We start from the raw sequence: 24,654 nt of genomic DNA, 5'->3' as shown, positions 1-24,654 counted from the left end.
TCATGCAAAAAGGCACCGTCTTGTTATCTTGCTCCTCCACCAATAGATAAATTATATATATTTAAATGAAACCATTTACAAAAAAAATGGTATGCACTTCGTCCTCCGGTTGTCAGATATCTTTATCGCTTCAATACAAATTTTAACCCAATGAGATGCAGAAGCAATTGCCGCCGCATATATTCGATTAATTTATGCTAAGCAATGCGCAAAACTTCCCCTTCGTTTCCGCTAACCCTACTCATTTTTACCGAATTATCCTCTGCGACCACTTTTACCCAATCTCCTGACAAGGGGTTCGTCCCCTATTCAATCAGATGTTGACATCGCCAGGCCAATAACGTATCAAATTAGGAACGACACAATTTTAAGAGAAGCTGAACCCTCATGATCCGTACTCACCGTCTACTAAGCCTACTACTTAACGCATCTTCTTTGCGCGGTATGCTGGTGGACGGAGTTCAGAGCTGATTCAGTCCCTCACTCATAACAAACCCGCGCTACTGCGCGGGTTTTTTTTTACCCGCTTAGCGTGAAATAAACACGATAAGGAACGCCCTGATGAGCCAACAAGTCATTATTTTCGATACCACGCTGCGTGATGGTGAACAAGCGCTGCAAGCCAGTCTGAGCGTAAAAGAGAAGATTCAGATAGCCATGGCACTGGAGAGAATGGGCGTCGACGTAATGGAAGTCGGTTTCCCGGTCTCCTCTCCGGGTGATTTTGAATCGGTGCAGACCATCGCCCGTCAGATCAAAAACAGCCGCGTATGTGGCCTGGCCCGCTGCGTAGATAACGATATCGACGTCGCCGCCGAAGCGCTGCGCGTTGCCGAAGCCTTCCGTATTCACGTGTTCCTGGCTACATCGACCCTGCACATTGAATCCAAGTTGAAGCGCTCTTTCGATGAAGTGCTGGAGATGGCGGTACGCTCGGTGAAGCGCGCCCGCAATTACACCGACGACGTGGAGTTCTCTTGCGAAGACGCAGGCCGGACGCCAATCGATAATCTGTGCCGCGTAGTGGAAGCCGCCATCAACGCCGGCGCCACCACCATCAATATCCCGGACACCGTCGGCTACACCACGCCGAACCAGTTCGGCGGCATCATCACCACCCTGTATGACCGCGTACCGAACATTGATAAAGCCATTATTTCGGTCCACTGCCACGACGATCTGGGCATGGCGGTCGGTAACTCCATCGCCGCCGTACAGGCAGGCGCTCGTCAGGTTGAAGGCACGCTGAACGGCATCGGTGAACGCGCCGGCAATACCTCGCTGGAAGAAGTGATCATGGCGATAAAAGTGCGCCAGGACATCATGAACGTGCACACCAACATTAATCACCAGGAAATCTTCCGCACCAGCCAGTTGGTCAGCCAACTGTGCAACATGCCGATTCCTGCCAACAAAGCGATCGTGGGTTCCAATGCCTTCGCCCACTCCTCCGGCATTCATCAGGACGGCGTGCTGAAGAACCGTGAAAACTACGAAATCATGTCGCCGCAGACCATAGGTCTGAAAGACGTGCAGTTGAACCTGACCTCCCGTTCCGGCCGCGCTGCGGTAAAACACCGCATGGAAGAGATGGGCTATAAGGAACAGGACTACAACCTGGACACCCTGTACACGGCGTTCCTGAAACTGGCCGACAAGAAAGGCCAGGTATTCGATTACGATCTGGAGGCTTTAGCCTTCATTAACAAGCAGCAGGAAGAGCCGGAGCATTACAGCCTGGGCTATTTCAGCGTGCAGTCCGGCACCAACATTATGGCCACCGCCTCGGTGAAACTGATCTGCGGCGATGAAGAAAAAGCCGAAGCAGCTACCGGCAACGGCCCGGTCGACGCGGTTTATCAGGCCATCAATCGTATTACCGACTACCCGATCGAATTAGTGAAGTATCAACTGACCGCCAAAGGCCAGGGCCGCGACGCGCTGGGCCAGGTTGATATCGTGGTGTCCTACAACGGCCGCCGCTTCCACGGCGTGGGTCTGGCGACCGACATCGTGGAATCCTCTGCCAAGGCGATGGTTCACGTATTGAATAATATTTGGCGCTCCCAGCAGGTAGAAAAAGAAAAACAGCGTCTGCAGCAAAGCAAACATCAAAATAATCAGGAAACGGTGTGAACATGACGAAGACTTACCATATTGCCGTCTTGCCCGGAGACGGAATCGGCCCGGAAGTAATGGCTCAGGCGCACAAGGTGCTGGACGCAGTGCGTCAGCGCTTTGATATCCGCATCACCACCAGCGAATACGACGTCGGTGGCATTGCCATCGATCGCCACGGCAGCCCGTTGCCGCAGGCCACCCTCAGCGGGTGCGAGCAGGCCGATGCGATCCTGTTCGGTTCGGTGGGCGGCCCGAAATGGGAACATCTGCCGCCGGCAGAACAGCCTGAGCGCGGTGCATTGCTGCCGTTACGCAAGCACTTCAAACTGTTCAGTAACCTGCGTCCAGCCCGCCTGTACCAGGGTTTGGAAGAATTTTGTCCGCTGCGCGCCGATATCGCCGCCCGTGGCTTTGACATCCTGTGCGTGCGTGAGTTGACCGGCGGTATCTACTTCGGTCAACCGAAAGGCCGTGAAGGCCAGGGCATGCAGGAACGCGCTTTCGATACCGAGGTGTATCACCGCTTCGAGATCGAACGCATTGCGCGCATCGCCTTTGAGTCCGCGCGTAAACGCCGTAACAAAGTGACCTCTATCGATAAGGCCAACGTGCTGCAAAGCTCCATTCTGTGGCGCGAAGTGGTGAACCAGGTTGCCAAAGACTATCCGGACGTGTCGCTGTCGCACATGTACATCGACAACGCCACCATGCAGCTGATTAAAGACCCGTCGCAGTTCGACGTGTTGCTGTGTTCCAACCTGTTCGGCGATATCTTGTCCGACGAATGCGCGATGATCACCGGTTCGATGGGCATGTTGCCTTCTGCCAGCCTGAACGAACAGGGCTTTGGTCTGTATGAGCCTGCGGGCGGTTCTGCGCCGGATATCGCGGGTAAAGGCATCGCCAACCCGATCGCCCAGATCCTGTCCGCCACCCTGTTGCTGCGTTACAGCCTGGGGGCCTCTGAGGCGGCCGACGCCATTGAACGCGCCATCAACCAGGCGCTGGAACAAGGTTACCGCACCGCCGATCTGGCCGGTGAGGGCAAAGCCATCAGCACCGATGAAATGGGTGACATCATCGCCCGCTTTGTAGCTCAGGGGGCATAACATGTCGAAAACGTTATATCAGAAATTATACGATGCCCACGTGGTGTACGAAGCGCCAAACGAAACGCCGCTGTTGTATATCGATCGCCATCTGGTACACGAAGTCACTTCTCCGCAGGCGTTCGACGGTCTGCGCGCCATGGGCCGCAAAGTACGCCAGCCGGGCAAGACCTTTGCCACCATGGACCACAACGTGTCCACCCAGACCAAAGACATTAATGCCAGCGGCGAGATGGCCCGCATTCAGATGCAGGAACTGATCAAGAACTGCGCTGAGTTCGGCGTTTCGCTGTACGACCTGAACCACCCCTTCCAGGGCATCGTGCACGTTATCGGCCCAGAGCAGGGCATGACGCTGCCGGGCATGACCATCGTCTGTGGCGACTCCCATACCGCCACCCACGGCGCCTTCGGATCGCTGGCTTTTGGGATCGGTACTTCGGAAGTGGAGCACGTGCTGGCGACCCAGACCCTGAAACAGGGCCGCGCCAAGACCATGAAAATTGAAGTGACCGGCGTCGCTGCGGAAGGCATCACCGCCAAGGACATCGTGCTGGCGGTGATCGGTAAAACCGGCAGTGCCGGCGGCACCGGCCACGTGGTGGAGTTCTGTGGCAAGGCGATTGAAGCGCTGAGCATGGAAGGCCGCATGACGCTGTGCAACATGGCGATCGAAATGGGCGCCAAAGCGGGCCTGGTCGCGCCGGACGACACCACCTTTGATTATCTGAAAGGCCGTCAGTTTGCGCCTACCGGCGAGAGTTGGGAACAAGGCGTCGCTTACTGGCGCACGCTGAAATCCGACGACGATGCCAAATTCGACGCCGTAGTAACCCTGCGCGCCGAAGACATCGCGCCACAGGTGACCTGGGGCACCAACCCAGGGCAAGTGATCGCCGTCAATCAGGCGATCCCGGCACCGGAATCCTTTAGCGATCCGGTCGAGCGCGCCTCGGCCGAGAAGGCGTTGGCCTATATGGATCTGAAACCGGGCATCAAGCTGACGGAAGTGCCGATCGACAAAGTGTTTATCGGTTCCTGCACCAACTCGCGCATCGAAGATCTGCGTGCGGCGGCGGCGATTGCCAAAGGGCGTAAAGTCGCCAACGGCGTTCAGGCCATCGTGGTGCCTGGCTCCGGCCCGGTAAAAGCGCAGGCCGAAGCCGAAGGTCTGGACAAGATTTTTATTGAAGCCGGTTTTGAATGGCGTTTGCCGGGCTGTTCCATGTGCCTGGCGATGAACAACGACCGCCTGAATCCGGGCGAACGCTGCGCATCCACCAGCAACCGTAACTTCGAAGGGCGTCAGGGCCGCGGTGGGCGTACCCACCTGGTCAGCCCGGCAATGGCTGCCGCCGCCGCCGTTGCCGGCCATTTCGCCGATATCCGTGATATTCATTAAGGGGCACTACCGTGGCTAAATTTACTCAACATACCGGTTTAGTGGTGCCTTTGGATGCGGCCAACGTCGACACCGACGCCATTATTCCAAAACAGTTTTTGCAGAAAGTCACCCGTACGGGTTTCGGCCAGCACCTGTTTAACGACTGGCGCTTTTTGGACGACGCCGGCCAGCAACCGAACCCGGAGTTCGTGCTGAACAAGCCGCGCTACAAAGGGGCCAGCATCCTGTTGGCGCGTGAGAACTTCGGCTGCGGCTCCTCACGCGAGCATGCGCCCTGGGCGCTGACCGACTACGGTTTCAACGTGGTGATAGCGCCAAGCTTCGCCGATATCTTCTACGGCAACTCATTCAACAACCAGTTGCTGCCGGTGACACTGAGCGAACAGGACGTGGATACGCTGTTCAAGCTGGTGGCTGAAAACGAAGGTACCGAGTTTGTGGTGGATCTGGAAAATCAGACGGTGAATGCCGGTGGAAAAAGCTATCCGTTCGAGATCGACAGCTTCCGCCGCCACTGCATGATTCACGGGTTGGACAGCATCGGCCTCACGCTGCAACACGAAGCGGACATCTCCCGCTACGAGGCGCAGCAGCCGGCGTTTCTGAACTGATCGTCTTCCAATACCCTAAATAATTGGGGCTGCGGCAAGGCGGCAAGTGAGTCAATCCCCTGGAGCTTGGCTAACCAAGTGACAGGGGTGCGCTCACGCAGTCAACACAGCGGCAACTTCAAGTATGACGGGGATTACCAGTAACCCAGCCACTTCCACCACGCCCCGCCGATCAGGATCCAGATCAGCAGGTTAACCACGCTCACCACAAAACCGGTTTTCCACCATTCTCCCAGCGTCACGTAACCGGAACCGAAGACAATAGGCGCAGTGCCGGTACCGTAATGGGTCAGTGACATCATCAGAGAAGAGGCGAACGCCAGAATCAACCCCAGCAGCGCCGGCGGTGCGCCCAATGTCATTCCGGCAGCCAGGAAGGCGGCAAACATAGCGGTAACGTGAGCGGTGGCGCTGGCAAAGAAATAATGCGAATAGAGATAGATGGCGGTTAGCAAGATAGCGCCCCCCACCCAGCTCATCCCCATATGATCGATGCCGCTGCCGACGGAGTGCGACAGCCAGTCAATCAGCCCAAGCTTGCCGAGGAAACTGGCCATCATTACCAGCGCAGAGAACCACACCACCGTATCCCAGGCTCCCTTGTGCTTCAGCACGTCCTCCCAGCTCAACACGCCGGTCGCCAGCAGCACCGCCAGGCCGATTAGCGCCGCCGTGGTCGGGTTTACCAGCCACGCTGGGCCAAAGATCATCGCCGGAATGCCGGCCCACAGCACCAGCAGCAGGGCAAACACCCCTAAAGTGATTTTCTCCGGCAACGTCACCGGGCCCAATGCAGCGAGTTTTTCCCGCGCAAAACGCGGTGCGTCCGGGGTGCTTTTAATCTCCGGCGGGTACAACAGATAAAGCACCAGCGGTATCGCCGCCAACGAACAGAGCCCCGGCACCAGTGCGGCGAGCGCCCACATCGACCATGACAGTTCCAGGCTGCCGCCGGTGCCTTTGGCGATCAGGCTTACGATCAGAGGGTTAGACGCGGTGGCGGTAATGAACATCGCCGAGCTCACCGGGTTGATATTGTAATTCACCAGCGCCAGATAACGGCCAATCTTGCCGGAACTGTTCAGCTCCGGCCGGGATCCGAAGCTGTCGGCGATCGACTTCATTATCGGATGAATAATCCCGCCGCCACGGGCGGTATTGCTCGGGGTAACCGGCGCCAAAGTGAGTTCCGCCAGCGTCAGCGCATAGGCGATACCCAGCGTCTTTTTGCCGAACAGGGAAATAAAATAGTAACCGATCCGCGAACCCAACCCGGTTTTGTTGAGGCTAAAGGAGATCATGATCGAAAAGCCAATCAGCCAAATCAGCTGATTGGAGAAGCCGCTAAGCGCATCCTCCAGCGCTGCACCCGGTTTGCCGGGATTAGTCACCCCGGTGATTGCCACCAGCGCGATGGCCACCACCGAAACGGCGCCAATCGGCATCGCCTTGCCGATGATGGCAATGATGGTGCCGATAAACAGCGCCAGCAAATGCCAGGCATTGGGCGCAACCCCTTCAGGAACCGGGATGACAAACCAAATAAGCAAAACGGCGGCAACGGCACACAAAGAGGGGACAGGTTTGAGCGGTGTTAGTTTGTCCATGGCATACCCAAATGGTCTAAACGGATCGGCATCTCAGCAGCAAGATGGGCAAGAGCGCCGCTATCGCGCTCCGGGTCCGTATAGCTTGGGGTTCTGGCTTAATGTTCTCAATGACATGCATCAATGTTAATGACGTTAGTGTTTACACTTCTCGAACCCGGATACTGATCCACAGCGCCACCACCGCCAGGGCTGTCGCCAACCAGTAAACCGCATAGTGCCCCAGGTTTTCCACCAGTGCGCCTTGCAGCACGCCGGCCAGGATCACCCCGGTGGAAATACTGTTGGTAAACAAGGTCGTCGCTGCGCCGGGTCGCCCTGGCATCAGATCCTGGAAATAGAGCATGCCGATACCGGCGATGATGCCGATAAATATGGCGTTGAACAGTTGCAAGACCATCAGCGCCAGCTTGAATTTAAACACCGCCAATCCGGCATAAAACAGGATGCCGGCCACCACGGCAAACAGCATCATATTGCGCTTGCCGAAACGTTTGACGTAATAACCGGCCAGCAGCATCGCCGGGATCTCCAGCCCGGCGGCCGTGCCCATCAACAACCCCGCAAGGTTTTCCGGCAGGCCCAGATCGGCGGTGATGTACAGCGGCATATCGATGATGTACAGGGTGTTGCAAGTCCACATCAGCATCGAGGCGATAAACAACAACCGCACATCGCGGTTTCGCCAGGCGCTGGCGGACGCTATCGGGGCCGAAGGCACACCGTCCAGCGCATCACCCTGCTCCGCCGGTTGGGTGCGCGGCACTGAAGGCAAGGTAAACCACACCAGCAAGGCACAGATCGCGAAAGTGGCGGCGGCAATCCCAAACATCCAGGTAAAGCCGTAGTTCAACGCCAGCGTGAACGCCAGAGGTGGACCGATCACCCACGCCAGCGACAGCTGCGCACGCATGACCGAGCTGAACATCACCACTTCGCGCGCCGAACTATCGGCATACTCCCGCGCCAGAGCAAAAATCTGCGGCATGGCGGTATTGGCAATCGCCGACATCAGCACCCCGGCGGTGATCAGCGTCAGGTAGTCGCGGTTGAAGGCAAACAGCAGGCAGTTGCCGACCGCCATCAGGCAACACACCAGGATCAGCGTGCGTCGGTCACCACGCGTATCTGAACGCTTGGCCAGCAGAAAGCTGACGACGATGCCGGCAATGGCGTTGACGGTGTAGAACAACCCCACCCAAAGCGGCCGCACCTTGACTTCAGTGGTGAGGAACAGACTCAGCGTCGGTGCCATCAGCGCTCCGGCGATCCCGGAAAGAAAAGCAATCAGCAGGAATGCGGCAAAAATGGGATTAAAGCGGCGCGGCAACCAGTACAGTCGTTTCATATCTTCGTCCCTGCCCCTAAAGCGGAAGACAAAACCTTAGGCTACGGTGAAAAAATTGCAAGAACATCACCGCGACCGATAATAAAAAAACCAGTGGGCATGACCCCACTGGCTGGTGAACAACACCATTACTCAGAAACATTTTTGCTACCGCAACCTCAGAGGTGCTCGCGGTATTGCTTGTCCGTCATATCGAGGCTACGCCCCACCGTTGCACGTGAGCGCCGCTGGCGGTCATTTGGGCGTGCAGCAAGGCGCGTGTCGTGAGGTTTGGTGGGCCAAATAAGCGGCGCGCAACACAGATGTGCGCTCAAATGGCCCAGCCCTTCGGGTCGCGCCCCAAAAACCCGTTTTCTGTGTTGGCGGGCTTGCCCATAGCCCACTATGGGCTGCTCCCTTCGTCGGGATAACGGGCTTTTGGGTCTGCGACGGCACCACGGTCAACGGTGGGACGTAGCCTAAGATCCCACTGGGTCAGGTGAGCCAACATCTCCAGGCGCGCCTGTTCCGGCACCAGCCCCAACCAGTCGGCGTGCTGGCGGCGCACCGCGCTGAAGTAGCGCTGATAGAACTGTTTTGACAAGAAAGCTTTCATCATTCGCCCCTCCCCCATTCATTGAGGAAAATTATCGGCGTAATATGGGGAAAGATAAATTGATGAGTTGATGCCGGAGAGTTCCTCTTTTATGTCTACCTCACGTTTGCAACAGCAGTTCATTCGCCTGTGGCAGCGCTGCCACGGCGAGACCACCGACACCACGCTGCAAGAGTTGGCCGAAGTGCTCACTTGCTCGCGCCGTCACGTGCGTTCATTGCTCGGCGCCATGCAACAGCAAGGGTGGCTGACCTGGCAGGCGGAATCGGGGCGCGGCAAGCGATCGCGGCTGACCTTCCACTATACCGGCCTGGCCCTGCAGCAGCAGCGAGCGGAGGAACTGCTGGAGCAAGACCGCATCGATCAGCTGGTGCAACTGGTCGGCGATAAAAACGTGGTGCGGCAGATGCTGCTGTCCCAGCTTGGCCGCAGTTTCCGGCAGGGTAAACACATCTTGCGCGTGCTCTATTATCGCCAGTTGTACAACCTGCTGCCCGGCTCTGCGCTACGACGCTCGGAAACTCATCTGGCCCGGCAGATTTTCAGCGGCCTGACGCGGATAAACGAGGAAAACGGGGAACTGGAGTCGGACCTGTCGCATCACTGGCAGGCGCTGACGCCTTTGCACTGGCGTTTTTATCTGCGCCCGGCGATACATTTTCATCACGGGCGCGAGCTGGAAATGGACGATGTGATCAGCTCCCTCACTCGTCTGATCCCTCAGCCGCTATTTTCACATATCGAGAGCGTAACCTCACCGACGCCTTTCGTGATTGACGTGCACCTGCACAGCCCCGATTACTGGTTGCCTTGGCTGCTGGGCAGCGTGCCTGCCATGATCCTGCCGCGCGAGTGGCAAAGCATGCCGGAGTTCTCGCGCCATCCGGTGGGCACCGGGCCATACAGCGTGGTGCGCAACCACCGCAGCCAAATGAAAATTCACGCCTTCGATGACTACTTCGGCTACCGTGCACTGATCGATGAGGTCAATATCTGGGTGCTGCCAGATATCACCGAGGACCTGGTGCATTCCGGCGTGCAGTTGCAGGCGGATGACACCGGCAACAACGAGCTGGAAAGCCGGCTGGAGGAAGGCTGCTATTTCCTGCTGTTCGATCAACGCTCTCCTCTGGCGGCCGATCCGGCCATTCGCAGTTGGCTGTGCGAGCTGATTAACCCCATCTCGCTGCTGAGCAATGCCGGAGCGGTTTATCAGCGCTATTGGTCACCGGCCTATGGCATCCTGCCGCGCTGGCATCACAATCGTGCGCTGGCGCAGCAGCCAAAGCCGGCCGGGTTAACCGAGCTGACGCTGACTTACTACAGCGAGCACTCGGAATTCCAGGCGATTGAGCAGGCAATTGAACCGCTGCTGGCGCTGCACGGGGTACGGCTTAACGTGCAGACGGTGAACTACGACGCCTGGCATAAAGGAGAGGCCACCAGCGATCTGTGGCTGGGTAGCGCCAACTTCTACCTGCCGCTGGAGTTCTCGCTGTTCGCCACCCTGTATGAGTTGCCGTTGATGCAGCATTGCATGAATGACGATCTCGCCGCAGATGCGGCGTTATGGCGCGCCAATGCCCTGCCGCTGGCGGATTTTTGCCAACGGTTGGTCAGCGGTCACCAGTTACACCCGCTGTTTCATCATTGGCTGCAACTGCACGGCCAGCGCAGCATGCGCGGTGTGCGCATGAACACCCTTGGCTGGTTTGATTTTAAATCCGCCTGGTTTGCGCCGCCGGAAGCATAAGCGCCTTTCGCCGGCGCCCGTTAATCTCTACAATAGCGCCGTCTCAACGGGGTGCGAAACGGCGGCGGCGCGATGAAAACGCGACGTGCAGGTTTTGCTGAGAACAAACCCGTCGAACCTGATCCGGTCAATACCGGCGGAGGGATTTGAGCATAGCGACCCGGTGTAATCACCTCGCCCTCAGATACCTTTGCCCCCTTATCTTTCAGGAGTGCAAAGTGGTCAAAAAAAGCCTGCCCTTATTACTGTTGTTGTGCGCCGCACCGGCGTTTGCCAAGCCCACGTTGACGGTCTACACCTATGATTCCTTCGCGGCCGACTGGGGCCCAGGCCCGGCGGTGAAAAAAGCATTTGAAGCAGACTGCAACTGCGAGCTGAAATTCGTCGCGCTGGAAGACGGCGTTTCGCTGCTTAACCGCCTGCGCATGGAAGGGAAAAACAGCACCGCCGACGTGGTGCTGGGGCTGGACAACAACCTGCTGCAGGCCGCGCAACAAACGGGTTTATTCGCGCCAAGCCGCGTTGACGGCGCCAAACTGAGCGTGCCGGGCGGCTGGCAGGATAAAACCTTCGTGCCTTATGACTACGGCTACTTTGCCTTCGTTTACAACAAAGAAAAGCTGAAGAACCCACCAAAGAGCCTGCAGGAACTGGTCAACGGCGATCAAAACTGGAAGGTGATCTACGAAGATCCGCGCACCAGCACCCCAGGCCTGGGCCTGCTGCTGTGGATGCAGAAAGTGTTTGGCGATAAAGCGCCGGAAGCCTGGCAGAAACTGGCGAAGAAAACCGTCACCGTCACCAAGGGTTGGAGTGAAGCCTACGGCCTGTTCCTGAAAGGCGAAGGCGATCTGGTGCTCAGCTACACCACCTCCCCGGCTTATCATCTGATCGAAGAGAAGAAAGACAGCTACGCCGCGGCCAACTTCAGCGAGGGCCATTATCTGCAGGTTGAAGTGGCAGGCAAGCTCAAGGCCAGCAAGCAGCCTGAGCTGGCGGAGCGCTTCATGCAGTTTATGGTGACCCCGGCGTTCCAGAACACCATTCCAACCGGTAACTGGATGTACCCGGTGATCAAGACTCAACTGCCGGCCGGTTTTGAGCAAATGACCGTACCCCAGACCGCGCTGCAATACAGCGCCGAAGAGGTCGCCAAACAACGCGGTAGCTGGATCCGGGCATGGCAAACCGCCGTCAGCCGCTGATCCCGCACTGGCTCTGGCCGGGGCTGCTGGCCGCCGGCCTGATCCTGACCGTCGCCGCGCTGGCGATGAGCTCGCTGTGGCGGCACGCACCGGAAAGCGATTGGCGTGGCCTGTGGCAGGACAGCTATCTGTGGCACGTAGTCCGCTTTACCTTCTGGCAGGCGTTGCTGTCCGCGCTGATCTCGGTGCTACCCGCCATCGCGCTGGCCCGCGCGCTGTATCGCCGCCGCTTTCCCGGCCGGCTGTTGCTGCTGCGGCTGTGCGCCATGACGCTGGTGCTGCCGGTATTGGTGGCGGTGTTCGGCCTGCTCAGCGTGTATGGCCGGCAGGGCTGGCTGGCATTGCTGTGCGGCTGGCTCGGCATCAACTACAGTTTTTCCCCCTATGGTCTGCAAGGCATCCTGCTGGCGCATATGTTTTTCAATCTGCCGCTGGCCGCCCGCCTGCTGCTGCAGGCGTTGGAAAACATTCCGGTCGAACAGCGCCAACTGGCGGCTCAGCTCGGCATGAACGGCTGGCAACAGTTCCGCTTCGTCGAGTGGCCGGCGTTGCGCCGCCAAATCCTGCCGAGCGGCGCGCTGATCTTCATGCTCTGTTTCGCCAGCTTCGCCACCGTGCTGTCACTGGGCGGCGGGCCGCAGGCCACCACCATAGAACTGGCGATCTACCAGGCACTCAGCTATGACTACGATCTCAGCCGCGCCGCCCTGCTGGCGCTGATCCAGTTGGCGTGCTGTCTGAGCCTGGTAGTGCTCAGCCAGCGGCTGAGCCAGGCGCTGCCGGTCGGCAGTACCCAGGCCCACATCTGGCGCAATCCCGAAGACAGCCTGTGGCGTCGCGCCAGCGATTTTCTGCTGATCGCCGCCGCCCTGCTGTTGCTGCTGCCCCCGCTGCTGGCGGTGATTGCCGATGGCGCCAATCAGACGATGGTCAACGTCCTGCAACAGCAGGTGCTGTGGCAAGCGTTGTTCACGTCACTGCGTATCGCGCTCGGGGCCGGCGCGTTGTGCGTGGTGTTGACCATGATGCTGCTGTGGAGCAGCCGTGAACTGAAGCTGAAACAGCGGCTGCGCTGGGGCCAAACGCTTGAACTGAGCGGCATGGTGATTCTGGCGATGCCGGGGATCGTACTGGCCACCGGTTTCTTCCTGCTGTTGAGCGATACTGTCGGGTTGCCGCAATCGCCCTATGCGTTGGTGATCCTCACCAATGCGCTGATGGCGGTACCCTACGCCCTGAAGGTGCTGGAAAACCCGATGCGAGACCTGGCCGAGCGTTACAACCCGCTGTGCCTGTCGCTGGGTATGCACGGCTGGCAGCGGCTGCGCTGGATCGAACTGAAAGCGCTGCGCCGCCCGCTGGCGCAGGCGCTGGCTTTCGCCTGCGTACTGTCGATCGGCGATTTCGGCGTGGTTGCCCTGTTTGGCAACGAGCAGTTCCGTACCCTGCCTTTTTACCTGTATCAGCAGATCGGCGCCTATCGCAGCAATGACGGCGCGGTCACCGCACTGTTGCTTCTGCTGCTGTGCTTCCTGCTGTTTACCCTGATCGAACGCTTACCGGGGCGCCATGCTGACGCTTGAAAAACTGACCTATTTGTATGAACACCTGCCGATGCGCTTTGACCTGCGTATCCAGCCGGGCGAACGTGTCGCGGTGCTCGGCCCCAGCGGCGCGGGTAAAAGCACCCTGCTCAGCCTGATCGCCGGTTTCCTGCCGGCCGCCAGCGGCAAGCTGCTGCTGAACGGTAGCGACCACACCGGCACGCCGCCGGCCAAAAGGCCGGTCTCGATGCTGTTTCAGGAAAACAACCTGTTCGCCCACCTGAAGGTAGCGCAGAACATCGGATTGGGCCTTGACCCCGGGCTACGGCTGAACGCGGACCAGCAACAACAGTTGGCGCAGATTGCCCGCCAGGTGGGGTTGGAAGAGCATCTGCAACGCCTGCCGTCGCAGCTTTCCGGCGGCCAGCGCCAGCGCGCAGCCCTGGCTCGTTGCCTGATTCGCCAGCAGCCCATTCTGCTGCTCGACGAGCCGTTCTCGGCGCTCGACCCTGCGCTGCGCAATGAGATGCTGCAACTGTTGCAAGAGGTTTGCGACCAACGCAACCTGACGCTGCTGATGGTGTCGCACAACCTGGATGACGCCGCACGCATCGCGCCGCGCACCCTGTTGGTGGTCGACGGGCGGATTTATTACGACGGCTCCACGCAGGCGCTGCTGGACGGCAGCGCGCCGGAAGCCCGGGTGCTGGGCATTTCGCACAAACCGTGATCTGCAGCGCGTTTTTTATGCTGGACGAATAAACCTGTTGTGCGAATTTTTCGCCTGTGGTTTTATAAAAACCTGACTTTTATTATTGATGATAAGGTTCCCTGTGATCGCATCCTCGCTGACTTCGACCCTACTAGTTACCGCGCTACCAGCCGCGGTGATGGTCGTCGTGCGTGTGGTGGTGGTCGTCGGCAATGCGCCGTAGGGTCCGAATCAACGCATCGATTCCCAAACCCCGCCGGCGCAAACCGGGCGGGGTTTCTTGTTTTAGCCCCCTGCCCAGAAAAGCGAACCGGCCCTGAGAAAGGATAGGAACATGGCAATTTCGGGCACGCCACATCAAGGCCAACGCTTCACCGGCGCAGAACTGATCGTTCATTTGCTGGAGCGCCAGGGCATCACCACCGTAGCCGGCATTCCCGGCGGCGCGGCACTGCCGCTGTATGACGCGCTGAGCCAAAGCACCCGCATTCACCACGTGCTGGCTCGCCACGAACAGGGCGCGGGCTTTATGGCGCAGGGCATGGCGCGCGCCAACGGCAAGGCAGCGGTCTGCATCGCCTCCAGCGGGCCGGGGGCGACCAACCTGGTCACCGCCATCGCCGACGCCAAACTCGATTCCATCCCGCTGGTGTGCATCACCGGCCAGGTGCCCTCTTCAATGATTGGCACCGACGCCTTCCAGGAAGTGGATACCTATGGCATCTCGATTCCCATCACCAAACACAACCACCTGGTGCGCGACATCCGCGAACTGCCGCAGGTGATCTGCGACGCATTCCGCATCGCCGAATCCGGTCGCCCCGGCCCGGTATGGATTGACGTGCCGAAAGACGTACAAACGGCGGTGATCAGTCTGGATGAATTGCCGCCCGTCGCGGTGCCTGACGCAGCGCCGGCCTTCGAGGCCGCAGCAGTCGCTCAAGCTGCCGCAATGATCAACCAGGCCAAGCGCCCGGTGCTGTATCTGGGTGGCGGCATTATCTGCGCCAACGCCTACCAACAAGCGATTGAGCTGGCCGAACGCGCCAACCTGCCGACCACCATGACGCTGATGGCGCTGGGCGCCATGCCGGTGCAGCATCCGCTGTCACTGGGCATGCTGGGGATGCATGCAGCCCGCAGCACCAACTTTATTCTGCAGGAAGCCGATCTGCTGATCGTATTGGGCGCACGCTTTGACGATCGGGCGATTGGCAAAACCGAACAGTTCTGCCCTAACGCCAGCATCATCCACGTGGATATCGACCGCGCCGAACTGGGCAAGGTGAAGCAAGCGAATATTGCCATTCATGCCGACGTCGGCCAGGTGCTGCAACAACTGTTGCCGCAGGTTGAAGCGCAGCCGCGCAGCGAGTGGCTGGACACCGTCAACGGCCTGAAACGCGAGTTCCCGTTCAGCATGCCGAACGCCGAAGATCCGCTGAGCCACTATGGGCTGGTGCTGGCCGCCGCGCGCTGCGTGGATGAAAGCGCCATCATCACCACCGACGTGGGCCAGCATCAGATGTGGGTGGCGCAAGCCTATCCACTCAGCCGGCCGCGCCAGTGGCTGACCTCCGGCGGCCTGGGCACCATGGGCTTCGGCCTGCCGGCGGCTATCGGCGCAGCGCTGGCCGAACCGCAGCGCAAGGTGCTGTGCTTCTCCGGCGACGGCAGCCTGATGATGAACATTCAGGAAATGGCTACCGCCGTCGAGCACGATTTGGACGTGAAGATTATCCTGATGAACAATCAGGCGCTGGGGCTGGTGCATCAGCAGCAAACCCTGTTCTACCAGCAGCGCATCTTTGCCGCCGCCTACCCGCAACGCACCGACTTTATCAAGATTGCCGCCGGTTTCGGGCTGGACACCTGCGATCTGAACGCCGCAGAAGATCCGCAGGCCGCGCTGGCCGAGGCGATCCAACGCCCTGGCCCGTGCCTGATCCACGCGCTGATCGATATCAATGAAAAAGTCTTCCCGATGGTGCCGCCGGGCGCCGCCAACATCGACATGATTGGAGAATAAGCCATGTCAGAACAACACAATAATCCACAGGTGATCCTTGAACTGGCGGTCCGCAACCATCCCGGCGTGATGTCGCACGTGTGCGGTCTGTTTGCGCGCCGCGCCTTCAACGTGGAAGGCATTCTGTGCATGCCGCTGAAAGACGGCAAGCAGAGCCGCATCTGGCTATTGGTGGCGGACGATCAACGGCTGGTGCAAATGATCAGCCAGGTAGAAAAACTCGAGGACGTGCTGCAGGTGAAACGCCACAGCGAAGATGTGCGGGTGTTTGAACAGTTGGAAACGTTCTTCCAATAATGATATCCCCGTCGTATTTCAAGCGGCAGCGTTGTTGGCTGCGTCCCTAAACCCCAGTCACTTACCTAAGTAAGCTCCGGGAGTTTAGGTTCTTGCCGCCTAGCTGTCGCATGAAATCCATAGGGGATAAAATTTGCTGTCCGGCATCAGCCGGCCAGCACCTTCCACAGCAGATGCCGATACACCGGCATCAACGGCTGTTGGTATAGGGAGTAAAAGGTACCGAACGCCAGCACCCAACTCAGCACGCAGGCCATCCGCAACCGCACCGGCGACAGCCAGGTGCTCAGCCGATCGGCACTGCGCTTGCCTTCACGCCACCAACGCCAGCTCAACCAGGCGGCCAGCCAAATCAGCACCACCACCGCAAACAGCAACCATTTGAATAACGCACTGTTGGCGCTGGCAGGAATGTCTATCGCCACACCGGCCAAAATACCCGGGAAGAAATAGACCGGCGGCCAGGTGATGCAGCCGATAATGTTAGGCAGGGCGAATTTGTACGGCGGCAGATCGAGCATCCCGGCCACCATCGGCACCAGCGGGCGCGTCGGGCCGACAAAACGACCAATCAGAATGGTCGCCATACTGTGTTGATGCAGCGCGTGCTCGGTCTTGTCCAGCATCGCCTTGTTCTTTTTTAGAAATGACCAGCGGTGCAGTGGCCCCTTGAAAGCACGGCCGATAAAGTACGAGATCCAATCCCCCAGCAGGCAACCGAGGATCCCCGCCCCCCAGGCGTAATAGAAATCCACCTGGCCGCTGCCAATCAGCGCGCCGATGCTGGCCATCATTACCGTTCCCGGCAACAGCAACCCCACCAGTGCCAGCGATTCCAGGAACGCGACAAACATGACGACCATCAGAGTGAAAGCCAATGACTGGGTGATCAAATGCTGCAAATAGGCTTCCATAAACCTCTACTCGTTATCAAAAGCGCGTGGGCGTGGGATTGTCCGGTGCGGCCGGAGGTGAGTCAACCGATGAATTGTATGCGTTTTTAGCGGAACCGCCCGGCAATGGACAAATACTGTATAAAAACCCATACTGTAACTTATGCCTATCCCTTTTCAGTTTAGCTTCTCAGGAACCGCGTGATGTCACTCCAACAGGGTTTTCTGCTCACCCGCCACTGGCGCGATACGCCCGCAGGTACCGAGGTGGAGTTCTGGCTGGCGACCGACCACGGGCCGCAGCAACTTCGCCTGCCTCCGCAAACCTCCGTGGCCTTTATCCCCGCCGAACAGCGCCAGCGCGCTGAGCTGTTGCTGCGTGAAGAGCGGCAACTGGAGCTGAAAACCCTGCCGCTGACCGATTTCCATCACCGCCCGGTGCTGGGGCTGTATTGCCGTCAGCACCGTCAATTGATCAAACTGGAAAAGCTGCTGAAAGACGGCGGCATCACTGTCTACGAAGCCGATATCCGCCCGCCGGAACGCTACCTGATGGAGCGTTTTATCACTGCGCCGGTGTGGTTCAGCGGCCGACCCAACGGCAGCGGCCCCCTGCTCGACGGCCAGATGAAACCGGCGCCGGATTATCGCCCGACGCTGAAAATGGTCTCGCTGGACATTGAAACCACCGCCCACGGCGAGCTGTATTCAATCGCGCTGGAAGGTTGCGGCCAACGCCAGGTGTACATGCTGGGGCCGGTCAACGACGGCAATGAACCGCTGGATTTCGAGCTGGAATACTGCACCAGCCGTCCACAGATGTTGGAACGGCTGAATCAATGGCTGGAACGGCACGATCCGGACGCCATCATCGGCTGGAACCTGGTGCAGTTCGATTTGCGCGTACTGCAAAAACACGCCGAGCGCTATCAAATCCCTCTGCGGCTGGGCCGTGGCGGCAACCTGCTGGAGTGGCGCGAGCACGGCTTCAAGCAAAATCACTTTTTCGCCTCTGCCGCCGGGCGGCTGATTATCGACGGTATAGAAGCGTTGAAATCCGCCACCTGGAACTTCCCTTCCTTCAGCCTGGAATACGTAGCGCAGGCGCTGCTGGGAGAAGGCAAATCCATCGATAACCCCTACCAGCGGATGGCGGAAATCGATCGGCGCTTCGCCGAAGACAAACCGGCGCTGGCACGCTACAACCTGAAGGACTGCGAGTTGGTCACGCGGATTTTCGCCAAAGCCGAGCTGCTGACCTTCTTGCTGGAGCGTGCGACCGTCACCGGGCTGGCGGCGGACCGCAGCGGCGGCTCGGTGGCCGCGTTCAGTAACCTGTATATACCGCGCATGCACCGGCAGGGCTTTGTGGCGCCCAACCTCGGCGAGCAGCCGGAGGAACACAGCCCCGGCGGCTTTGTCATGGATTCCCAACCCGGCCTGTATGATTCGGTGCTGGTGCTGGATTACAAAAGCCTGTATCCGTCGATCATCCGCACCTTCCTGATCGATCCGGTCGGGCTGGTGGAAGGCATGCAGCACCCGGGCGATGCCGATTCGGTGCCCGGTTTTCGCCACGCGCGTTTCTCGCGCGGCAAACACTGCCTGCCGGCGATCGTCGAACAGATCTGGCAAGGACGCGAAGCGGCAAAGCGCCAACAGAACAAGCCGTTATCCCAGGCTTTAAAAATCATCATGAACGCGCTGTACGGCGTGTTGGGATCGAGCGGCTGCCGCTTTTTCGATCCCCGCCTGGCATCGTCGATCACCCTGCGCGGCCATGAGATCATGCGCCAGACGCGCGAACTGATCGAGGCACAGGGCTATCAGGTGATCTACGGCGACACCGATTCCACCTTCGTCTGGCTCAGGCAACCGCACAGCGAACAGCAGGCGGCGCAGATTGGCAGAGCGCTGGTGCAACAGGTTAACCACTGGTGGCAGCAGCACCTTCAGCAGCAATTCGGGCTGGAGAATGCGCTGGAACTGGAGTTTGAAACCCATTACTCGCGCTTCCTGATGCCCACCATCCGCGGCGCCGAGCAGGGCAGCAAAAAGCGCTATGCCGGGCTGATCGTCAAAGCCGACGGCAGCGAAGAAATGGTCTACAAAGGGCTGGAAACGGTGCGTACCGACTGGACACCCCTGGCGCAACAGTTCCAGCAGTTGCTGTACCAGCGCATATTCAAACAGCAGCCGTATCAGGATTTTGTGCGTGAATACGTCAGCAAAACGCTTAACGGCGACTTTGACGATCGGCTGGTCTACCGCAAGCGCCTGCGCAGGAAACTGGAAGAGTATCAGCGCAACGTGCCGCCGCACGTCCGCGCAGCACGTATCGCCGACGACTATAATCGTCAACAGGGGCGACCGCTGCAATACCAGAGCGGCGGCTGGATCAGTTACGTCATGACCGTGGCCGGGCCGGAGCCTTTGGAGACCCAGCAGTCGGCGATTGATTACCAGCATTATCTGGACCGCCAATTGCAACCGGTGGCAGACGCTATACTCCCTTTTCTGCATGACGATTTTACCACGCTGGTCACCGGGCAGATGGGGCTATTCTGACATTGCACCCGCCATGCAGGCTTTGGCGAAGGGTTAAGAAAAATCATCGGGTTTTGCAGGTGACGAACGCGCCGCCTTCCATTACCATAGCGCCCTTCCCAAATTCTGAACCACGCTGCGCCCATGCCGTCTCGCGACGCCCGCATGGCGTGAACAGCTATTGCCCGTCAAATTAAAATAAACCGGGATTAGCAAACGTTTGATACAGGTGCCGCGGCCCTTCCCGCCCGGTAACAAGACTTACTTAAAAAGAATCGAGCCAACAACATATGCCTTTTACACTTGGTCAACGCTGGATCAGCGATACGGAAAGCGAATTAGGTCTGGGAACCGTCGTGGCGCTGGATGTGCGCATGGTTACCCTGCTTTTCCCCGCCACCGGTGAAAACCGCCTCTATGCCAGAAGTGACTCGCCAATCACCCGCGTGATGTTCAATCCGGGCGACACCATCAGTAACCACGAAGGGTGGGAGCTGCAGGTAGAAGAGGTCAAAGAGGATAACGGCCTGCTGACCTATATCGGCACCCGCCTGGACACCCAGGAAAGCGGCGTGGCGATGCGCGAAGTGCTGTTGGACAGCAAACTGACCTTCAGCAAGCCGCAGGACCGTCTGTTTGCCGGCCAGATCGACCGTATGGATCGCTTCGCCCTGCGTTTTCGCGCGCGTAAATACCAGAGCGAGCAGTATCGCCTGCCGTTCGCCGGCCTGCGCGGCATGCGGGCCAGCCTGATCCCCCACCAGTTGCACATCGCTTATGAAGTCGGGCAGCGCCATGCGCCGCGCGTACTGCTGGCGGATGAGGTCGGTCTGGGGAAAACCATCGAAGCCGGGATGATCATCCATCAGCAACTGCTGGCGGGCCGCGCCGAGCGCGTACTGATCGTGGTGCCGGAAACGCTTCAACACCAGTGGCTGGTCGAAATGATGCGCCGCTTCAACCTCTATTTCTCGCTGTTCGACGACAGCCGTTATTCGGAAGCCAAACTCGACAGCAGCAATCCGTTTGAAACCGAACAGTTGGTGATCTGCTCGCTGGACTTCGTGCGCCGCAACAAGCAGCGCCTGGAAGAGCTGGCGGACGCCCAGTGGGATCTGCTGGTGGTCGATGAAGCCCACCACCTGGCCTGGAGCGAAGACGCGCCGAGCCGCGAATACCAGGTCATCGAACAGCTGGCGGAACACATCCCCGGCGTACTGCTGCTGACCGCAACCCCGGAGCAGCTTGGCCAGCAAAGCCACTTCGCCCGTCTGCGCCTGTTGGATCCGAGCCGTTTCCACGATTACCAAGAATTCGTCAGCGAACAGCAAAAATACCGCCCGGTCGCCGATGCCGTCACCCTGTTGCTGAGCGGCGAGCGTCTGGCCGATGACAAGCTGAACATGCTGGGCGAACTGATCGACGAGCAGGACATCGAACCGCTGCTGAAGGCCGCCAATAGCGACGCCGAGGGTGCAGAACAGGCGCGCCAGGAACTGGTCACCATGCTGATGGACCGCCACGGCACCAGCCGCGTGCTGTTCCGCAACACCCGCAACGGCGTTAAAGGCTTCCCGCACCGCAATCTGCACCAGATCAAGCTGCAACTGCCGACCCAGTACCAGACTGCAATCAAAGTGTCCGGCATCATGGGGGCGAAGAAAACGGTTGAAGCACGCGCGCGCGACATGCTGTACCCGGAGCAAATCTACCAGGAGTTCGAAGGCGAGAACGCCACCTGGTGGAACTTTGATCCGCGCGTAGAGTGGCTGCTGGACTACCTGGTCGCCAACCGCGATAAGAAAGTGCTGGTGATCTGCGCCAAGGCCGACACCGCGCTGCAACTGGAACAGGTGCTGCGTGAGCGTGAAGCGATCCGCGCCGCGGTGTTCCACGAAGGGCTGTCGATTATCGAGCGTGACCGCGCCGCCGCCTACTTCGCCTCAGAAGAAGACGGTGCCCAGGTGTTGCTGTGCTCGGAGATCGGTTCCGAAGGCCGTAACTTCCAGTTCGCCAGCCACCTGGTCATGTTCGACCTGCCGTTCAACCCGGATCTGCTGGAGCAGCGTATCGGCCGTCTGGACCGTATCGGCCAGATGCATGAAATTGAAATCATGGTGCCGTACCTGGAAAACACCGCTCAGGCGGTGCTGGTGCGTTGGTTCCATGAAGGGCTGGATGCCTTTGAGCACACCTGCCCGACCGGCCGCACCATTTATGACAGCGGCTACGAGCAGTTGCTTGGCTTCCTGGCTGCGCCGACCGAACATGAAGGGCTGGACGAATTCATTCACGCTTGCCGCCAACAGCACGACCACCTCAAGGCGCAACTGGAGCAGGGCCGCGATCGCCTGCTGGAAATGCACTCCAACGGCGGCGAGAAAGCTCAGGCACTGGCGGAGGCCATCGCCAATCAGGACAACGACGTCAATCTGGTGGGCTTTGCGCTTAACCTGTTCGACATCGTCGGCATCAACCAGGACGATCGCAGCGACAACCTGATTGTGCTGACGCCTTCCGATCACATGCTGGTACCGGACTTCCCTGGCCTGCCGCAAGACGGCTGCACCGTCACCTTCGATCGCGAGCAGGCTCTGTCGCGTGAAGACGCGCAGTTCGTCAGTTGGGAACACCCGATCATCCGTAACGGCCTGGACCTGATCCTGTCCGGCGATACCGGCAGCTGTGCGGTGTCTCTGTTGAAAAACAAGGCGCTGCCGGTCGGCACCTTGCTGGTCGAACTGGTGTACGTGGTGGAGGCGCAGGCGCCGAAACACCTGCAACTGACCCGCTTCCTGCCACCGACACCAATCCGCATGCTGATGGACCGCAAAGGCACCAACCTGGCGGCGCAGGTCGAATTCGAAAGCTTCAACCGCCAATTGAACGCAGTCAACCGCCATACCTCCAGCAAGCTGGTCAACGCCGTACAGCAGGACGTACACGCCATGCTGCAACAGGCGGAAAGCCTGGTTGAAGACCAGGCGCGCGCGCTGATTGAACAGGCGAAACAGGAAGCGGACGACAAGCTGAGCACCGAACTGGCGCGTCTGGAAGCGCTGAAGGCGGTTAACCCGAACATCCGTGATGACGAAGTGGAAGCGCTGGAGTTCAACCGTAAACAGGTGCTGGTCAACCTGAATGAAGCGGGATGGCGTCTGGACGCTATCCGTCTGGTGGTGGTCACTCACCAGTAACCTGCGTTACGGGGAACTCCGGTTCCCCGTACGGTCACTTTCAGCGGAGCCAAGATGGAACCCTACAATCCCCCTCAGGACCCGATGCATATTCTGTATCAGGATGAGCACATTATCGTGGTCAACAAGGCTAGCGGCCTGCTGTCGGTGCCCGGCCGCGCGCCGGAAAACAAAGACAGCCTGATGACGCGCATTCAGGCGGACTTTCCGGCAGCCGAATCGGTGCATCGCCTGGATATGGCAACCAGCGGGGTGATTGTGGTGGCGCTGAACAAGGCCTCAGAGCGTGAGCTCAAACGTCAGTTCCGCGATCGCGAGCCGAAGAAATGCTATATCGCCCGCGTATGGGGCCATCTGGAGCACGATGAAGGGGTGGTGGATTTACCGCTGATTTGCGACTGGCCGAACCGGCCGCTGCAGAAGGTGTGTTTCGAAACCGGCAAAGCGGCACAAACCGAGTATCTGGTGTTGTCGCGCGATGCCGATGGCAGTACGCGGGTAAAACTGACGCCGATCACCGGCCGCTCTCATCAGTTGCGTGTGCATATGCTGGCGCTGGGCCACCCGATCCTCGGCGATGGGTTCTATGCGCACCCCGAAGCCAGGGCAATGGCACCGCGATTGCAACTGCATGCGCAGGAACTGCGCATCACCCATCCGGCATTCCAGACGCCGATGCATTTCCGCGCCGAGCCGGATTTCTGAATCGCATTTAAAACGGGCCCAGCATGCTGGGCCCCTACGCAGTATGACGGGTATCGTTATTTGAAGCCTTTCTCGCGCTTGATCAGGTCATACGCCGCCTGAATCTCCTGCGCTTTCTGCTTGGCCATTTCCATCATTTCCGGCGGCAAACCTTTCGCCACCAGTTTATCCGGATGGTGTTCGCTCATCAGCTTGCGGTAGGCGCGCTTGATGGTGGTGGCATCGTCACTGCTGCTGACGCCCAGCACTTTGCAGGCATCCTCCAGCGTTGGTCCGCGTTGCGCTTGCTGATAGCCGCCCTGCTGGCCGCCGCCAAACTGACGCCCGCCTTCCATCATGCTGAGGAATTGATCGAACTGCGCGCGTGAAATGCCCAGTTCTTCAGCGATCACATACAGCACCTGACGTTCGTTCGGATGCAGCGAGCCGTCGGCAAACGCCGCCTGGATTTGAATTTCCAGAAACATCCGAATCAGGTCAAAACGCCCGAAACAGATGCTGCGGAACTGCTGCAGCGTCTCTCTCAGCGGGAACTGGCTCTGTTTGCCTTCGCGAAACGCCTGCTGCGCCGCCGTACGGGCTTCGCCGTGCAGTTGCAGACGATCCATAAACAGGCTGGCGATCTGAATATCCGCCTCGGTAACGCGCCCTTTTGATTTGGTCAGGTGACCCATCACCTGAAAAGTGGTGCGGAAAAACAGCGTTTGCCGCGTTTGCTGATCGGCGAAAAAGCCCCGGCTGCGCTTGTTGCTGCGCGCAGTGTCGATCATATGACCGACAATCAGCCCCAAAACTACACCCCAGAATCCCGCGCCAGACCAAATGGCAACGATGACCCCGAGCAGTTTTCCCCAATACTGCATATACTCCTCAATTATCATGCCGAAAGCCGCCGGCTCCCTTGTGTCTTAGATAAGGGTTAAGGCGATTTTTCCCAGGATTTGGATTATCATACCTGTCATTTATCTTTGCGCCT

19 protein-coding genes and 1 riboswitch are annotated in these 24,654 nt (G+C 58.9%); of the genes, 14 read left to right on the top strand and 5 right to left on the bottom strand.

Going from position 1 to position 24,654, the window contains the following annotated elements; genetic code table 11:
* Positions 1-561 precede the first annotated feature (561 nt).
* The 4 genes from leuA to leuD are packed head-to-tail and all read left to right on the top strand — an operon-like array spanning position 562 to position 5,246.
* Positions 562-2,136 carry a 2-isopropylmalate synthase gene (gene leuA, locus SERAS12_RS03465; protein WP_004950113.1) on the top strand — a complete coding sequence of 525 codons (1,575 nt, stop codon included), beginning with the start codon at positions 562-564 and terminating at the stop codon, positions 2,134-2,136.
* 2 nt (positions 2,137-2,138) lie between these two features.
* Complete coding sequence (gene leuB / locus SERAS12_RS03460) at positions 2,139-3,230, top strand: 3-isopropylmalate dehydrogenase (protein ID WP_004950110.1); 1,092 nt, start codon at positions 2,139-2,141, stop codon at positions 3,228-3,230.
* Position 3,231: 1 nt separating this feature from the next.
* Positions 3,232-4,632 (top strand): 3-isopropylmalate dehydratase large subunit, encoded by a 1,401-nt coding sequence (leuC, locus tag SERAS12_RS03455; RefSeq protein ID WP_013811486.1) that lies wholly within the window; start codon positions 3,232-3,234, stop codon positions 4,630-4,632.
* Positions 4,633-4,643: 11 nt separating this feature from the next.
* Positions 4,644-5,246, top strand: coding sequence for a 3-isopropylmalate dehydratase small subunit (leuD, locus tag SERAS12_RS03450; RefSeq protein WP_013811485.1), 603 nt, complete (start codon positions 4,644-4,646; stop codon positions 5,244-5,246).
* 134 nt (positions 5,247-5,380) lie between these two features.
* Here leuD and SERAS12_RS03445 read toward each other — a convergent pair whose 3' ends face one another.
* The 3 genes from SERAS12_RS03445 to sgrT all read right to left on the bottom strand — a co-directional run bounded on the left by SERAS12_RS03445 (position 5,381) and on the right by sgrT (position 8,799).
* The gene (locus SERAS12_RS03445; RefSeq protein WP_013811484.1) at positions 5,381-6,853 is read right to left on the bottom strand and encodes a DASS family sodium-coupled anion symporter; all 1,473 of its coding nucleotides are present in this window, start codon (positions 6,851-6,853) and stop codon (positions 5,381-5,383) included.
* Positions 6,854-6,995: 142 nt separating this feature from the next.
* Positions 6,996-8,201 carry a sugar efflux transporter gene (locus tag SERAS12_RS03440; protein WP_013811483.1) on the bottom strand — a complete coding sequence of 402 codons (1,206 nt, stop codon included), beginning with the start codon at positions 8,199-8,201 and terminating at the stop codon, positions 6,996-6,998.
* A gap of 382 nt (positions 8,202-8,583) precedes the next feature.
* Entirely contained in the window at positions 8,584-8,799 is a 216-nt protein-coding gene (gene sgrT, locus SERAS12_RS03435) for a glucose uptake inhibitor SgrT (RefSeq protein ID WP_013811482.1), read from the bottom strand.
* Between the two features lie 88 nt (positions 8,800-8,887).
* Between sgrT and sgrR the strand changes: the two genes are divergently transcribed.
* From sgrR to ilvN, 7 genes are all read left to right on the top strand, one after another.
* A complete protein-coding gene (gene sgrR / locus SERAS12_RS03430; RefSeq protein ID WP_013811481.1) occupies positions 8,888-10,549 on the top strand; it encodes an HTH-type transcriptional regulator SgrR in 1,662 nt (553 codons plus the stop codon).
* 37 nt (positions 10,550-10,586) lie between these two features.
* A riboswitch (TPP riboswitch) is annotated at positions 10,587-10,712 on the top strand.
* A 55-nt stretch (positions 10,713-10,767) separates the two neighbouring features.
* The gene (gene thiB, locus SERAS12_RS03425; RefSeq protein ID WP_013811480.1) at positions 10,768-11,754 is read left to right on the top strand and encodes a thiamine ABC transporter substrate binding subunit; all 987 of its coding nucleotides are present in this window, start codon (positions 10,768-10,770) and stop codon (positions 11,752-11,754) included.
* Complete coding sequence (gene thiP, locus SERAS12_RS03420) at positions 11,730-13,337, top strand: thiamine/thiamine pyrophosphate ABC transporter permease ThiP (protein WP_013811479.1); 1,608 nt, start codon at positions 11,730-11,732, stop codon at positions 13,335-13,337. The genes thiB and thiP overlap by 25 nt, the downstream gene beginning before the upstream one ends.
* Entirely contained in the window at positions 13,324-14,028 is a 705-nt protein-coding gene (thiQ, locus tag SERAS12_RS03415; protein WP_013811478.1) for a thiamine ABC transporter ATP-binding protein ThiQ, read from the top strand. The genes thiP and thiQ overlap by 14 nt, the downstream gene beginning before the upstream one ends.
* 88 nt (positions 14,029-14,116) lie before the next feature.
* On the top strand, positions 14,117-14,233 hold the full coding sequence (gene ivbL, locus SERAS12_RS26150) for an ilvB operon leader peptide IvbL (protein WP_208295193.1): 117 nt from the start codon (positions 14,117-14,119) through the stop codon (positions 14,231-14,233).
* 111 nt (positions 14,234-14,344) lie between these two features.
* A complete protein-coding gene (gene ilvB, locus SERAS12_RS03410; protein WP_013811477.1) occupies positions 14,345-16,039 on the top strand; it encodes an acetolactate synthase large subunit in 1,695 nt (564 codons plus the stop codon).
* 3 nt (positions 16,040-16,042) lie between these two features.
* Positions 16,043-16,336, top strand: coding sequence for an acetolactate synthase small subunit (gene ilvN, locus SERAS12_RS03405; RefSeq protein WP_013811476.1), 294 nt, complete (start codon positions 16,043-16,045; stop codon positions 16,334-16,336).
* Positions 16,337-16,482: 146 nt separating this feature from the next.
* Here the strand turns inward: ilvN and SERAS12_RS03400 are convergent, their stop codons facing one another.
* Positions 16,483-17,250 (bottom strand): DedA family protein, encoded by a 768-nt coding sequence (locus SERAS12_RS03400; RefSeq protein ID WP_013811475.1) that lies wholly within the window; start codon positions 17,248-17,250, stop codon positions 16,483-16,485.
* A gap of 183 nt (positions 17,251-17,433) precedes the next feature.
* On the opposite strand from SERAS12_RS03400, the gene SERAS12_RS03395 reads away from it, so the two are divergent.
* The 3 genes from SERAS12_RS03395 to rluA all read left to right on the top strand — a co-directional run bounded on the left by SERAS12_RS03395 (position 17,434) and on the right by rluA (position 23,678).
* Positions 17,434-19,797: a DNA polymerase II gene (locus tag SERAS12_RS03395; protein WP_013811474.1), complete on the top strand. Its 2,364-nt coding sequence runs from the start codon at positions 17,434-17,436 to the stop codon at positions 19,795-19,797.
* A 269-nt stretch (positions 19,798-20,066) separates the two neighbouring features.
* The gene (gene rapA, locus SERAS12_RS03390; RefSeq protein ID WP_013811473.1) at positions 20,067-22,973 is read left to right on the top strand and encodes an RNA polymerase-associated protein RapA; all 2,907 of its coding nucleotides are present in this window, start codon (positions 20,067-20,069) and stop codon (positions 22,971-22,973) included.
* A 54-nt stretch (positions 22,974-23,027) separates the two neighbouring features.
* On the top strand, positions 23,028-23,678 hold the full coding sequence (gene rluA, locus SERAS12_RS03385) for a bifunctional tRNA pseudouridine(32) synthase/23S rRNA pseudouridine(746) synthase RluA (RefSeq protein WP_013811472.1): 651 nt from the start codon (positions 23,028-23,030) through the stop codon (positions 23,676-23,678).
* Positions 23,679-23,734: 56 nt separating this feature from the next.
* Here rluA and djlA read toward each other — a convergent pair whose 3' ends face one another.
* A complete protein-coding gene (gene djlA / locus SERAS12_RS03380; protein WP_004950081.1) occupies positions 23,735-24,541 on the bottom strand; it encodes a co-chaperone DjlA in 807 nt (268 codons plus the stop codon).
* Between the last annotated feature and the right edge of the window lie 113 nt (positions 24,542-24,654).

The organism is Serratia sp. AS12 (genome assembly GCF_000214195.1).
GTDB classification, from domain to species: domain Bacteria; phylum Pseudomonadota; class Gammaproteobacteria; order Enterobacterales; family Enterobacteriaceae; genus Serratia; species Serratia plymuthica.
This window is presented reverse-complemented; position numbering and strand designations above follow the sequence as displayed.